The sequence below is a fragment of the Micromonospora sp. WMMD735 genome (assembly GCF_049178995.1).
Lineage (GTDB): Bacteria > Actinomycetota > Actinomycetes > Mycobacteriales > Micromonosporaceae > Micromonospora > Micromonospora wenchangensis.
The window spans coordinates 7,038,050-7,054,023 of sequence record NZ_JBMHMJ010000002.1 but is presented as its reverse complement, the minus strand read 5'-3'; the positions used below and the strand labels follow the sequence as shown (position 1 = coordinate 7,054,023).

3 protein-coding genes are annotated in these 15,974 nt (G+C 72.3%); all 3 read right to left on the bottom strand.

The window, feature by feature from the left end:
- Positions 1-10: 10 nt before the first annotated feature.
- Entirely contained in the window at positions 11-868 is an 858-nt protein-coding gene (locus ACN268_RS30850) for an alpha/beta fold hydrolase (RefSeq protein ID WP_421486542.1), read from the bottom strand.
- Between the two features lie 81 nt (positions 869-949).
- Positions 950-1,987, bottom strand: coding sequence for a ketoacyl-ACP synthase III family protein (locus ACN268_RS30845; protein ID WP_421486541.1), 1,038 nt, complete (start codon positions 1,985-1,987; stop codon positions 950-952).
- Between the two features lie 47 nt (positions 1,988-2,034).
- The gene (locus ACN268_RS30840) at positions 2,035-15,951 is read right to left on the bottom strand and encodes an SDR family NAD(P)-dependent oxidoreductase (protein ID WP_421486540.1); all 13,917 of its coding nucleotides are present in this window, start codon (positions 15,949-15,951) and stop codon (positions 2,035-2,037) included.
- Positions 15,952-15,974 lie beyond the last annotated feature (23 nt).

Sequence of the window (15,974 nt, the reverse complement as noted above, 5' to 3'; positions counted from 1 at the left end):
AGCGCGGAACTCAGGCGACGGCGGCGAGCACCTCGTGCAGGCGCGCCGAGAAGGCGCGGGGGTGCGTGGTGTGGCCGTTGCGGCCACCGGGGAACTCCACCACCGCCGTACCGAGTTCGTCGGCGAGCGCCTCCGCGCAGACGTACGCCCAGATGTCCTGTGAGATGCAGCCGCCGGCCGGGACCACCCGGATCCCGGTCTGCTTGAGCCGGGCGATGTCGTCGGCGTCGAGCTGGCAGTTGCGGAAGGCCGGGCCGTCGTACCTGACGAAGAACTCGATGTTCGCGGCCCGGTCGACCGTCATCGGCTGGAAGTCGACGCCCGGTTCCATCTCCAGGGTGGTCAGGTCGATGCCGCTGAGCGCCGCCATCTGTTTCATGGCCGGGCCCCAGCCGTCGTTGTGGTAGGCCCGTTCGGCCGCGGCCACGCCCCGCACGACCCGTTCCCGGGTGGCCGCCGGCAGCAGCCGCAGGGTGGGCGCCTCGTGCGCGACCAGGGTGCGGACCTGCTGCGGGTGCCGCAGCGAGAGGTAGAGCCCGATCGCCGCACCGTAGCCGGAACCGAGCACGTGGGCGGGCTGGTCGGTGAGGTGGGTGAGCAGGGCGCTCGCGTCGTCGGCGTGGGTCTCCATGGTGAGCGGACCGGGTGGCCCGTCGATCTTGCTGCGGGACAGGCCACGCCGGTCGTAGGTCACCACCGTGTACCGGTCGGCGAGTTGCTGTACGAGGTAGCTGGTCCGTCCGGCGTCACCCTCACCGGCCTGCAGGACCAGCAGCACCGGTCCCTGGCCCTGGACCTCGTAATAGAGGCGTGCTCCGGGTACGCCAAAGGTCCCGGTATCGACATCGTCGGCCACGATCGCGTCCACTGAATCCCCTCCGTTGCGCACTCGGAACGTGTGACGGTTCGACGCTAGACAGAGGGCCTAGAACGCATCTAAAACGGCTGTTCACTCCAGCCAGGACGGCTTTTCCCGCAGGGTGAGCACGGCCGCGGAGCAGAGCCAGCCCGGGCCCTGGGAGACCAGCAGGAGGTGGTCGCCGGGCTGGACCTGCCCGGTGACGAGCAGGTGTTCCAGCGAGATGACCAGGTCGGCCGCGCCGACGTGCCCGACCGAGCGGCCGTAGTCCCAGACCGAGCGGGACAGGTCGACGCCGAGCGGGCCGAGGGTGGTGAACTCGGTCATCCGGGCGTCCTCGTTGATGGTGATCACCCGGGCCAGGTCGGCGACGTTGAGATCCGCGTCGACCAGGGCCCGCCGGATGATGCCGACGTCGAACTCGCTGAGGCTCTCCACGGCCCGCGCCAGCGGCATCTCGTCGTCGGTGAAGGCGGCCGCCCGGGCGGCCATCGACACCGGTTCGACGGTCTGCCCGGACGGTGGGGTCAGCGGACCGTCGCCGCGGTGCCACCGTTCCAGCTCGGGCAGGGTGCCGGAGCAGATCGACCGCACCTCGGCGAATCCCGGCTCGGTGGTGACGACGGCCGCCGCGGCGCCGTCGGCGAGGATGTACGAGTCACCGAAGCCGTGCCACCTGTCGATCAGCGGCGTCTCGAAGTTCTGGGCGGTGGTCAGCAGGGCCACGGCGAGTTCCGCCACGCCGGTGAGCTGCCCGACGGCGATCTCCAGCGCGGCGAGCAGCCCGTTGCACCCCTGCCGGATCTCCAGGGAGCCGACGCCGGTCACCCCCAGCTCGCGCAGGACGTAACCGGGTGGGTAGGAGCCCTCGGGGCCCTGGTGGTAGACGCTGGCGTGGATGTGCGACTCGACGTCGGCGGTCGCCACCGAGGACCGCTCCAGCGCGGTCCGGGCGGCCAGCACCGCCATGTCGAGGGCGGGTAGTTTCGTCGAGACGTGCGTGCCGGTCAGACCGCTGGCCTCGAAGACCTCCGCCCGGTAACGGCCGTCCGCGACCGCGTCCTCGGCGCTGACCCAGTCGGGCAGGTACTGGCCGATCCCGTCGAGATAGACACCATCGACTCGCACGGGGTCCCTCCATTCTTCAGCTGTGTCCGCCGCAGGCCGGCGGGTCGTCAGTAGCCGAGCAGTTCCTGCCTGAGGTGACGCACCAGGGCGTCGGGCGTGGAGTGGTCGAAGACCACCGTGGGCGCGAGCCGCAGGTCGGTCTCCGTGCTGATCAGGTTGCGGACCGTCAGGGCGGACAGCGAGTCGAACCCGGCGTCCCGGAACCGCCGGTCCCGTTCGACGGTCTCCGCCGACGCCAGGCCGAGCACCGCCGCGACGTTGCGGCGTACCAGTTCCAGCAGGATCTGGTCCCGGTCGCCCTCGGGTGCGAGCACCAGCCGTTGCTTGAGGCCGGCCGGGGCGTCGACGGCGGCCCGTACGGTGCGGCGGGCGCCGACCGGGGCCAGCGACCGCAGCAGCGCCGGGGCGTCGGGGGAACGGGACCAGGTGCCGGCTCCGGCCGCGACGACCAGCGACCCACCGAGGCGGCAGGCCGCCTCGACGAGGGCGAGTTCGTCCGGGGACGGCTCACCGGCGGGCCGCTCCCGCAGCAGCGTGACGGTCGGGGTGGCGCTGTCGGCGACCGCCGCCGCGTCGGGGGCGTCCACCCGGACGACGGTGGTGGTGGCGTCGTCCCCGCTGCCGTCGCCGGCCTCGATCCCGCATCCGCGCAGGAAGGCCACGGTCGCTCCGCGCGCCGCCGACGCGCCACCGGTGACCAGCACCGGGCCGGTGACGTCGAGCGGCGTCGCGTCGTGCACCGGGACGGCGACCCGGGTCAGCCGGGGCGTCAGCACGGTGCCCCGGCGCACGACCAGGTGCGGTTCGGCCAGGGTGAGCGCCGTCGCCAGCACCCGCCAGGACGCCTTGGCGCCGTCGACCACGACGGTGTCGCCGGATGCGGGTGGCGCGTCGACCGGCACCGCGGGGGCCGGTGCCGCCTCTGGTGTGGTGCCGCCCGCCCGGCCACGGCGGCGTACGGCGGTGGCGGTCGGGTCGCGGTGCAGGGTGACGAGGCGGCTGGTCTCCCAGGGGCTGCCGCCTGCCGGGGCGGGGTCGGTGTCGCTGAACAGGATGACGTCCGGGCGGGCCGCGCCGGCTTCGACCGCGGCGGTGAGCGCGGCCAGGTCAGGGTACGCCTCGGCGTAGGTGTCCGCCGACATCAGCCCGGCGCGCGCCCGCAGCGGGTCGGCACCGACGACCACCAGGGTCGGTGGCGACGGCGGGACGGGTGTCGGCACCGCGACCCACTCCACCCGGAACAGGCCGTCCTGGGCGGCGGCGCTCGCGGTCCGTGCCTCGCCGACCGGGCTGGGGCGGGTGGTGACGGCGGCGATCGTGGCCACCGGGGAGCCGGTCGCGTCGGCGACGGTCACCTGGCCCGATCCGGCGCGGTGCACGCGCAGCACTGTCGCGCCCACGGCCCGCAGGGTGACGCCGTGCATCCCGGCCAGCCGGGACGGCGTGCCGGCCGGATCGCCGACGGCCCGCAACGCGGCGTCGAGCAGGGCCGGGTGCAGTCCGAAGTGGTCCGCCTCGGCGTGCTGCCGGTCGGGCAGCCGGACCTCGGCGAAGACCTCGTCGCCCCGCCGCCACCGTGCGACACCGTCGGCGGTGGGCTCGGCGGTCGCGTCGGGAGCCGGCCAGACCGCCAGGTCCACCCCGGGCAGCGGTACGCCGACGGCGAGCACACCTGCGGCGTGGCACCGCCACGGGGCGCCGGCCGGGGTGTCGGCCCGTCGGGAGTGGATGCTCAGCGGCCGGCGGGCGTCGTCGCCCGGTGCGCCGATCTCCACCCGCAGGTGGACGGCGGTCCGGGCCGGCACGGTCAGCGGCTCGTGCAGGGTGAGGACGTCGACGTGGTCGAGCCCGACGTCGTCGCCGGCCTTCAGCGCCAGGTCGAGCAGTGCGGTGCCGGGCAGCACGACGGTGTCGCCGACGGCGTGGTCGGCCAGCCAGGGCAGGCCGGCCTGGGACACGGTGCCGGTCAGCACCATCCCGCCCGAGCCGGGGAGTTCCACCGCGGCACCGAGCAGCGCGTGGTCGCCCCGGTCGGTGGTACCGGTGGACGGGGCGTACCTGAGCCAGTAGTGCTCGTGTTGGAAGGGGTAGGTGGGTAGGTCGACCCGGGCAGCCTCCGGCACCACCCGCTCCCAATCAACCCCCACCCCCGACACGAACGCCTCACCCAACGACAACAACACCCGACCCACACCACCCTCACCCCGACGCAACGTCGGCACCACCACACCACCCGAACCCAACACCTCCAACGACTCCCGCAAACCCACCGACAACACCGGATGCGGAGAACACTCCACAAACCGCGAAAACCCATCACCCACCAACACCCCCACCACCTCCTCAAACCGCACCGCCGACCGCAAATTCTCAAACCAATAACCACCCCCCAACTCCACACCCGACACCACACCACCCCGCACCGACGAATACACCACCACCTCCCCCGACGAACCCACCACATCCCCCACCAAACCCAACAACTCCTCCCGCACCACATCCACCACCGGATGATGCGACGCATAATCCACCGGCACCCACCGACACCACACCCCCACCCCCTCCAACAACCCCACCAGATCACCCAACAAACCCACCGGACCCGCCACCACACACGACCCCGGCCCATTCACCACACCCACCACCAACTCACCACCAAAACCCACCAACCACGACTCCACCTCACCCACCGACAACCCCACCGACACCATCCCCCCCAACCCCGCCAACCGCTCCCCCACCAACCGCGACCGACCCACCACCACCCGCAACGCATCCTCCAACGACAACACCCCCGCCACACACGCCGCCGCCACCTCACCCTGCGAATGACCCACCACCGCATCCGGCACCACACCCGCAGCCCGCCACACCTCCGCCAAACACACCATCAACACAAACAACGCCGGCTGCACCACATCAACCCGCCCCAACCACTCCTCCCCACCCTCCAACAACACCCCACGAACATCCCAATCCACCAACCCACCCAACACCCCAACACACTCCTCAAACCGCCCCCGAAAAACAGCATCACACCCCCACAACTCCCGACCCATACCCCACCACTGCGACCCCTGACCCGGAAACACAAACACCGTCCCACCCGACACCACCCGACCGGAGGCGGAATTGCCGCCGGCGGCGACCGCGGCGTCGGAACCCGATCCGATTGCCGCCAGGCCGGAGACCAGCTCGGCGCGTGAACTGCCGACGACCACGGCCCGGTGATCCCACCGGGAACGGTCGCGGATGAGTCCGGAAGCAATTCCGGCGAGCGATTCTCCGCTTTCCACGACCCCGGCCAAGCGCACCGCCTGGGCGCGCAGGGCCTCCGCCGACCGGGCCGACAGCACCAGCGGCACCGGCCCGGCCGCGTCGGCCGGGGGCGCAGCGGCCGGTTCCGGCCCGGGTGCCGACTCCAGGACGACGTGCGCGTTGGTGCCACTGATCCCGAACGAGGACACCCCCGCCCGACGCGGCCCGTCACCGTCCCAGACCCGCGCCTCGGTGAGCAGCTCCACCGTGCCGGACGACCAGTCCACGTGCGTGGTCGGCTCGTCCACGTGCAACGTCTTCGGCATCACCCCGGCGCGCATCGCCAGGACGGTCTTGATGACGCCGGTGATCCCCGCCGCCGCCATCGTGTGGCCGATGTTCGACTTCAGTGAGCCGAGGTACAGCGGACGCTCCGCCGAATGCTCCCGACCGTACGTCGCCAACAACGCCTGCGCCTCGATCGGATCACCAAGCTTCGTCCCCGTACCATGCGCCTCCACCACATCCACATCACCCGCCGACAAACCCCCACTCGCCAACGCCTGACGAATCACCCGCTCCTGCGACGGACCATGCGGCGCCGTCAACCCATTCGACGCACCATCCTGATTGACCGCACTACCCCGCACCACCGCCAGGACCCGATGACCGTTACGCCGCGCATCCGACAACCGCTCCAACACCACCACACCCACACCCTCACCCCACCCCGTACCGTCGGCGGAGGAGGAGAACGCCTTGCAGCGGCCGTCCACGGACAGGCCCCGTTGGCGGGAGAACTCGACGAACATGCCGGGCGTCGCCATCACCGACACCCCGCCCGCCAGTGCCAGCGACACCTCACCCGCGCGCAGCGCCCCCACCGCCTGGTGCAGCGCCACGAGCGACGACGAGCACGCGGTGTCCACCGTCACCGCCGGGCCCTGCAACCCCAGCGCGTAGGCCACCCGGCCGGAGATGACGCTGGTGGACCTGCCGGTGAGCCGCAGCCCGTCCAGCCCCTCGGACACCTGGTGCAACGGGGAGCCGTAGTCCTGGGCGAGCGCGCCGACGAAGACGCCCGTCGCCGATCCGTTCAGCGCCGCCGGCACGATGCCGGCCCGCTCCAGCGCCTCCCACGAGGTCTCCAGCAGCAGTCGCTGCTGCGGGTCCATCGCCAGCGCCTCCCGGGGGGAGATGCCGAAGAATCCGGCGTCGAACTCCCCCGCCTCGTGCAGGAACCCGCCGTCGAGCACGTAGCTCTTGCCGGGCCGGTCCGGGTCGGGGTCGAAGAGGTCAGCGAGGTCCCAGCCACGGTCGTTGGGGGGTTCGCCGATCGCGTCGCCGTCGGTGGTCAGCAGCTCCCACAGCTCGTCCGGCGAACCGACACCGCCGGGCAGCCGGCAGGCCATGCCGACGATCGCGATGTGGTCGTCGTCGGTCGCACCCCGCGTGGGTGGCGGGGCGTCCGTCACCGCCGGCCGGGCACCGAGCAGTTCGTCCCTGAGGTACGCCGCCACGGCGGTCGGTGTGGGGTGGTCGAACACCATGGTGGCGGAGAGCCGGACACCGGTCGCCGCATTCAGCCGGTTGCGCAGCTCCACCGAGGACAGCGAGTCGAAGCCGAGATCCTTGAACTTCGCCTGGGCCGGGACCTGGGCGGCCGAGGCGTGCCCGAGCACCGCGGCGGCGGTCTGCCGGACCAGCTCGATCAGCAGTTGGTCGCCTTCCGCGGCCGGCAGCGCGACGAGTTGCTCGGCCAAAGCGTTGCCGGTGACGCGGGCCGCCGCGACCCGACGCTCGCGCCGGCCCACCAGAGCGGTGAGCAGCTCCGGGACGGCGCCGGCCGCCGGCGAACGCAGGGCGTCGAGGGCGAGCCGGGCCGGGACGGCCGTCGGCCGGTCGGCGGTGATCGCGGCGTCGAACAGGGCGAGGCCGTCCTCGACGGTCAGCGGGACCAGCCCGAGCCGGCCGATCCGGGCGACGTCGACGTCACTGAGTTGACCGGTCATCTCACTGCGCTGGTCCCAGAAGCCCCAGGCCAGGGCGGTCGCCGGTAGCCCCTCGGCACGCCGGGCGTGGGCCAGCTCGTCCAGGAACACGTTCGCCGCCGCGTAGTTGGCCTGGCTGGCGTTCCCGAGCAGACCCATGATCGAGGAGAAGAGCACGAAGCCGGCCAGGTCGCGGTGACGGGTGGACTCGTGCAGGTGCCACGCGGCGTCGGCCTTGGCCCGCAGCACCGTCTCGACGCGCGCGTCGGTCAGCGCGGGCAGCAGCGCGTCGTCGAGCACCCCGGCGGTGTGCACCACGGCCGTCAGCGGGTGCGCCGCCGGGACGCCGTCCAGCAGGGCGTCCAGGGCGGCCCGGTCGGCGACGTCGACGGCGGCGACCTCGACCGTCGCGCCGAGGCCGGTCAGTTCGCCGACCAACTCGGGTACGCCGGGGGCCGCCGGTCCCCGCCGGCTGGCCAGCAGCAGGTGCCGCATCCCGTGCCGGGTGACCAGGTGCCGGGCGAGCAGGCCGCCGAGCGTGCCGGTGCCGCCGGTGATGAGGACGGTCCCGTCGGGGTCCCATCCGCCCGGTACGGTCAGCACCGCCTTGCCGATCTGGCGGGCCTGGCTGAGCTGGCGGAACGCGTCGGCGGCGGAGCGGACGTCCCAGCACCTCGTCGGCAGGTGGGTCAGCGCCCCCCGGGCGAAGAGCGCGACGATCTCGGTGAGGATGCGCCGGATCAGCTCCGGGTCCCGGCGACCGACCTCGATCAGGTCGAACGCCTGGTAGTGGCGACCGGGGTGGTCCACGGCGACCCGGTCGGGGTCACGCAGGTCGGTCTTGCCCATCTCGACGAACCGGCCACCGTCGGCGAGCAGCCGCAGTGACGCGTCGAGCAGGTCACCGGCCAGGCTGTTCAACACGACGTCGACGCCATTCGGGGCGGCGACCCGGAAGGTCTCCTCGAACCCGTCGGTACGCGAGGAGGCGATCCGGTCGGCGGGCACGCCGAGGGCCCGTACCGCCTCCCACTTGGCGGGGCTGGCCGTGGCGTACACCGTCGCGCCGAGCTGGTGGGCGAGCTGCACGGCGGCCATGCCGACGCCACCGGCGGCGGCGTGGACCAGCACCGACTCACCGGCACGCAGGCCGGCCTGGTGGACGAGCCCGTAGTAGGCGGTGGCGAAGACGATCGGCACCGCGGCGGCCTGGGCGTACGACCAACCGGCCGGGATCGGCACGAGCAGCCGGTGGTCCACGGTGGCGGTGCCGGCGAACGACTCGGCCACCATGCCCATCACCCGGTCCCCGGGCCGCAGGTCGGTGACCGCCGCACCGGTCTCGGTCACCACGCCGGCACCCTCGATGCCCATCCGGGCCTCGCCGGGGTAGACGCCGAGGGCGATGAGGACGTCGCGGAAGTTCAGGCCGGCGGCCCGTACCGCGATCCGGACCTCGTGCGGGGCGAGGGCGGCCGGCCCGGTGGCCGGGGTCTGCCCGGCGACGATGGCGAGACCGTCCACGCTGCCCGATCCGGTGCCGTCCAGTCGCCAGTCGCCACCGGACACCGGCGCGACGCCGGGGGTCACCGGGGCGAGCCGGGGCACCCTCAGCTCCCCGTTGCGGACGGCCAGCTCGGAGCGGTCGGCGGCGAGGGCGGCCGGCAGCGCGGTCAGCGAGCGGGGGTCGTCGTCCAGGTCGAGCAGGAGGAACCGGCCCGGGTTCTCGGTCCGCGCCGAGCGCAGCAGCCCCCATGCGGTGGCGTGGGCCGGCGAGGACGCGGTGGTGCCCGCGTCGGTGGTGATCGCGTGCCGGCTCACCACGGCGAGCCGGGCGTCGGCAAGCTGCTCGGTGGCGAGCCAGTCCTGGGCCAGGGTGAGCGCCCACCGGGCGGCGGCGTGCGCCCCGGTGATCGCCGGGCCCTGCGGGGCGTCGGGCAGGGTCACCACGACGACGTCGACCTGCCGTCCGGCGGCTGCCAGGGCGGGCAGGTCGGGGTGACGCTCGACGTCGGGCAGGACGCTGCCGAGACCGAGCGGGTCCGGCCCGAGCAGCGCGTACCGCAGGGTGGACGGCGCGGCGGTGACCCCGGCGGGCTCGGCGACCCAGTCGAGGCCGTAGAGCGGGGGCGTGTCCTGTCGGGCGGTGCCGAGTCGGGCCGGGTCGACCTCGCGGAAGGTCAACGACTCGACGGTGAGCACCGGCTGGCCGGCGCCGTCGACGGCGGTCAGGGTGATCGCGCCGGTGGCCGTCGGCCGCAGCGACAGCCGCAGCATCGACGCCCCGGCGGCGGCGAGCGTGACGCCCTGCCAGGCGAACGGCAGCCGCAGGTCGTGCCGGCCGGCCAGCCGGTCACGGACGAGCATCGCGTGCAGCGCCGCGTCCAGCAGTGCCGGGTGCAGCCCGAAGCGGGCGGCGTCGGTGTGGGCCGCTTCCGGGAGCGACACGTCGGCGAAGACCTCGTCGCCGGACTGCCACATCGCGGTCAGGCCCCGGAAGGTGGGGCCGTAGCGGTATCCGCCGTCGGCCAGGTCGTCGTACGCGTCGCGGACGTCCACGGGGGTGGCACCCCGGGGCGGCCACTGCGCGGAGGGGGCCGGGAGGTCGGGGGCGGTCACGGTGGGGGACAGCGTGCCGGTGGCGTGGCAGGTCCAGGCGGTGCCGAAGTCGACGTCGGCGGCCCGGGAGTGGATGCTCACCTCACGGCGGCCGTCCCCGGCCGGCTCGTCGATCTCCACCCGGACGTGCACCGGCGCGCGGTCCGTCAGCACCAGGGGCGCCTGGAGGGTCAGTTCGTCGACGTGGTCGCAGCCGACCTCGTCGCCGGCGCGCAGCGCCATCTCGACGAACGCGGTGCCGGGCAGCAACACGGTGTCGCCGACGGCGTGGTCGGCCAGCCAGGGCTGGGCGGCGAGGGAGAGCGTGCCGGTGAGGCCGGTGACGGCGCTGCCGGCGAGTTCGACGACCGCGCCGAGCAGGGGGTGGGTGACGGCGGTCAGGCCGGCGTGCGAGACGTCGGCCCCGCCGGGTGCGGTCGGGTTCAGCCAGTAGTGGCGGCCCTGGAAGGGGTAGGTGGGTAGATCGACCCGGGCAGCCTCCGGCACCACCCGCTCCCAATCAACCCCCACCCCCGACACGAACGCCTCACCCAACGACAACAACACCCGACCCACACCACCCTCACCCCGACGCAACGTCGGCACCACCACACCACCCGAACCCAACACCTCCAACGACTCCCGCAAACCCACCGACAACACCGGATGCGGAGAACACTCCACAAACCGCGAAAACCCATCACCCACCAACACCCCCACCACCTCCTCAAACCGCACCGCCGACCGCAAATTCTCAAACCAATAACCACCCCCCAACTCCACACCCGACACCACACCACCCCGCACCGACGAATACACCACCACCTCCCCCGACGAACCCACCACATCCCCCACCAAACCCAACAACTCCTCCCGCACCACATCCACCACCGGATGATGCGACGCATAATCCACCGGCACCCACCGACACCACACCCCCACCCCCTCCAACAACCCCACCAGATCACCCAACAAACCCACCGGACCCGCCACCACACACGACCCCGGCCCATTCACCACACCCACCACCAACTCACCACCAAAACCCACCAACCACGACTCCACCTCACCCACCGACAACCCCACCGACACCATCCCCCCCAACCCCGCCAACCGCTCCCCCACCAACCGCGACCGACCCACCACCACCCGCAACGCATCCTCCAACGACAACACCCCCGCCACACACGCCGCCGCCACCTCACCCTGCGAATGACCCACCACCGCATCCGGCACCACACCCGCAGCCCGCCACACCTCCGCCAAACACACCATCAACACAAACAACGCCGGCTGCACCACATCAACCCGCCCCAACCACTCCTCCCCACCCTCCAACAACACCCCACGAACATCCCAATCCACCAACCCACCCAACACCCCAACACACTCCTCAAACCGCCCCCGAAAAACAGCATCACACCCCCACAACTCCCGACCCATACCCCACCACTGCGACCCCTGACCCGGAAACACAAACACCGTCCCACCCGACACCACCCCACCCGACACCACACCCGACGAAACAGAAACCGGAACCGAACCGGAATCCGACACCACGGTCGCGGTCGCCACATTGTCCGAGCCCGACCCCAGTGCGGTCAGACCCGTGAGCAGTTCCGCCCGCGAATTGCCCACGATGACGGCCCGGTGCTCCCACAGCGTCCGTTCACGCACCAGGGTCGAGGCGATTCCCGCCAGCGACACGCCACTCTCGACGACCCCGGCCAGTCGTACCGCGTGTGCCCGCAGCGCTTCCACCGACCGCGCCGACAGCACCAACGGCACCGGAGCGTCCGGCTCGCCGTCCTCCGTGACTGCCAGTTCCGGTTCGAATTCCGGTGCCGACTCCAACACCACATGCGCATTCGTCCCACTGATCCCGAACGACGACACCCCCGCCCGACGCGGCCCGTCACCGTCCCAAACCCGCGCCTCCGTGAGCAGCTCCACCGCACCCGACGACCAATCCACATGCGACGTCGGCTCCACCACATGCAACGTCTTCGGCATCACCCCAGCACGCATCGCCAACACCATCTTGATCACACCAGCAACACCCGCCGCCGCCATCGTATGACCAATATTCGACTTCAACGAACCAAGATACAACGGACGCTCCGCCGAATGCTCCCGACCATACGTCGCCAACAACGCCTGCGCCTCAATCGGATCACCCAACCGCGTCCCCGTACCATGCGCCTCCACCACATCCACATCACCCGCCGACAAACCCCCACTCGCCAACGCCTGACGAATCACCCGCTCCTGCGACGGACCATGCGGCGCCGTCAACCCATTCGACGCACCATCCTGATTAACCGCCGAACCCCGCACCACCGCCAACACCCGATGACCATTACGCCGCGCATCCGACAACCGCTCCAACACCACCACACCAACACCCTCACCCCACCCCGTACCATCCGCCGACGACGAAAACGCCTTACACCGACCATCAGCCGACAACCCACCCTGACGCGCAAACTCCACAAACATCCCCGGCGAACCCATCACCGCCACCCCACCCGCCACCGCCAACGACACCTCACCCGACCGCAACGCCCCCACCGCCTGATGCAACGCCACCAACGACGACGAACACGCCGTATCCACCGACACCGCCGGACCACCCAAACCCAACACATACGCCACCCGACCCGACACCACACTCCCCGCCGAACCCGTCAACACATACCCACCAACACCCTCCCCCGCCTCACACAACCGCGGCCCATACTCCAAACCCATCACCCCCAAAAACACCCCCACCCCCACACCACCAACACCACCCACAACACCACCCAAACCCGCACCCTCCAACGCCTCCCACACCACCTCCAACACCACCCGCTGCTGCGGATCCATCACCACAGCCTCACGCGGAGAAACCCCAAAAAACTCCGCATCAAAAACCCCCGCACCCTCCAAAAACCCACCAAACCCCGGCACCCCACCACCCACCAAACCCTCCACATCCCACCCACGATCCACCGGCCACCCACCCACCACATCAACCCCACCCGACACCACATCCCACAAATCCCCCGGCGAACCCACCCCACCACCAAAACGACAACCCATCCCCACAATCGCCACCGCCTCACCCACACCCACACCCGCAACACCCACCCCCACAACCACACCCGACACCAAACCCACCAACCGCTCCGCCACCAACACCGGAGTCGGAAAGTCGTAGGCGAGCGAGGACGGCAGCGGCAGGGCGGTGTCGTCGGCCAGCCGGTCGCGCAGCTCCACGACGGTGAGCGACGAGAAGCCGAGTTCCTTGAAGGTCGTCGCCGGGTCCACGTCGGTGGCGTCCGGGTGACCGAGAATGCCGGCGGCCCGCCGCCGGACCAGCTCCAGGGCGACGTCGAGGCGACGCTCCGCCGGCAGCTCCCGCAGCGCGTTCGCCCAGGCCCCGTCGCCGACGGGCTCCTCGGCCACCGGTGCGTCGGCCTCCGCCCCGGGGCGTACGGTCGCCACGACCGGGGTCGCTGCGGGCGCGTCGATCCAGAAGGGCCGGCGCTGGAACTCGTAGGTGGGCAGGGAGATCCGCCGCGCGTCGGGGAAGGACGTCGTCCAGTCGACCGGAGCGCCCACGACGTACGCGTGGCCGACGGCGTGCCGGAAGCGGTCGAGGCCCCCGTCGTCACGGCGCAGGGTGGGCACCACGGACGCCGGCTGCCCGGTCGCGGCGAAGGTCTCCCGCAGGCCGACGGCCAGCACCGGGTGCGGGCTGCACTCGATGAACGTGGTGTACCCGTCGTCGAGCAACGCGCGGGCCGCCGGCTCGAACCGGACGGTCTGCCGCAGGTTGCGGTACCAGTAGGCGGCGTCCAGCCCGGCCGTGTCGACGGGCGTTCCGGTCACCGCCGAATAGAAGGCGACCGGGGCGTCGGTGGGCGTGATCGGGGCGAGCTGGTCGAGCACGTCGTCGCGGATCGCCTCGACCTGCGGCGAGTGGGAGGCGTAGTCCACCGGGACGGCCCGGCACCGCACGCCCTGGGCGGTCAGTTCGGCGAGCACCTGCGGCAGCACGTCCACCGCTCCGGACAGGACGGTCGAGTCGGGGCCGTTGATCGCCCCGATCGCCACCCGGTCGCTCCACCGCTCCAGCACCGGCAGCAGCCGCTCGGCCGACAGCGCCACCGACGCCATCGCGCCGGTGCCCGCCAGGGCCCGGATCGCCCGGCTGCGCAGGGCCACCACCCGGGCCGCGTCCGACAGGGTCAACGCGCCGGCCACGTAGGCGGCGGCGATCTCACCCTGGGAGTGCCCCACCACCGCGTCGGGTTCCACGCCGTGCGCCCGCCACAGCGCCGCCAACGACACCATCACGGCGAACAGCACCGGCTGGACCACGTCGACCCGCGCCAACCGGTCGCCGCCCCCGCCCAGCAGGACGTCACGCAGGTCCCAGTCGGTGTGGGCGGCCAGCGCGTCGGCGCACTCGTCGAGGCGGTCGCGGAACACCGCGGAGTCGGCGTACAGGCCACGGGCCATCGCCTCCCACTGCGAGCCCTGACCGGGGAAGACGAAGACCACCCGGCCGGGGCGGACGCGACCGACGACCAGGTCGGGCCGGTCGTCCCCGGCGGCGAGCGCGTCGAGGGCGGCGAGCATGCCGGCGCGGTCACCGGCGCGCACCGCCGCCCGGTGCCGCAGCGCGGCGCGGGTCGACGCGAGCGAGTGGCCCAGGTCGGCGTCGGCGACGTCGACGCCGGACGCGACGAACCCCCGCAGGGTGGCCGCCTGGGCCCGCAGTGCGGCGGGGCTCTGGCCGGACAGCACCCAGGGCGCGGTGTACGCCTGCGCCGGCCGGTCGGCCCGGTCGGTGGTGGGCCGGGGCGCACGCCCGACGACCAGGTGGGCGTTGGTGCCGCCCATCCCGAACGAGGACAGGCCCGCCAGGGCGTCGCCGTCACCGGCGGCGTCCGCCGGCCACGCGCCGAGCGCGGTCTGCACCCGCAGGTTCAGCGCGGCCAGGTCGATGCGCGGGTTGACGGTGCTGAAGTTCAGGCTCGCCGGGATCTGCCCGTGCCGGGCGCTCAACGCGAGCTTGAGCAGCCCGACCAGGCCGGCGGCGCCTTCGAGGTGTCCGACGTTGGTCTTGGCCGATCCGACGGCCAGCGGAGCGTCCGCCGGCCGGTGCACGCCGATCGTCGCGCCCAACGCGCCGGCCTCGACCGGGTCGCCCACCGGGGTGCCCGTGCCGTGCAGCTCGACGTAGCCGACGTGGGCCGGGTCGGTGCCCGCCTGCCGGTGCGCCCGCCGGATCACGTCGGCCTGCCCGTCACCGTCGGGGACGGTCAGACCGGCGCCGCCACCGTCGTTGTTGACCGCCCCGCCGAGGATCACGCAGGAGATGTCGTCGCCGTCGGCCACCGCGTCGGCGAGCCGCTTGAGCACGACCAGGCCACCGCCCTCACCGCGTACGTAGCCGTTGGCGCGCGCGTCGAAGACCCAGGCCGTGCCGTCCGGGGAGAGGCCGCCGAACTCACCGACCCGGGCGGTGCTGCCCGGTTCCAGGATCAGGTTCACGCCGCCGGCCAGGGCCAGCGAGACGGTTCCGGCACGCAGGCTCTCGCACGCCTGGTGTACGGCGACCAGCGCCGACGACTGCCCCGAGTCGACGACCACGCTGGGCCCGGTCAGGCCGAGGGTGTACGAGATCCGGTTGGCCACGACGCTGCGGTGCAGCCCGGTGAGGGTGAACGCGGTGGCGGGCACCCGGCCGGCCAGTTGGGCGTAGTCGTCCTGGATCGCGCCGACGTAGACCGCCGCGGGCCGCCCGGCGAGCTGGTCGGGTGCCAGCCGGGCGTCCTCGATCGCCTCCCACGCCAGCTCCAGCATCAGCCGCTGCTGCGGGTCCATCGCGGTGGCCTCGCGCGGGGAGATGCCGAAGAACGCGGCGTCGAAGCCGGCGACGTCGTCGAGGAAGCCGCCGGGTGGCGCGTCCGGCCCGCAGCGGTCGGCGGGCGCCGCGCCGACCGCGCTCGTTCCGCTGGCGAGCAGGGCCCAGAACGCGGCCGGGTCCGCCGCGCCGGGCAGGCGGCAGGACATGCCGACGACAGCGATCGCGTCCTCGGAAAAGTCACGGGTCTGCGGCATGACAACTGACCTCATTCTGCGTC

Excerpts from the sequence above, each read along its gene's own strand:
- ACN268_RS30840 (WP_421486540.1), bottom strand. The coding sequence starts at position 15,951 with ATGCCGCAGACCCGTGACTTTTCCGAGGACGCGATCGCTGTCGTCGGC.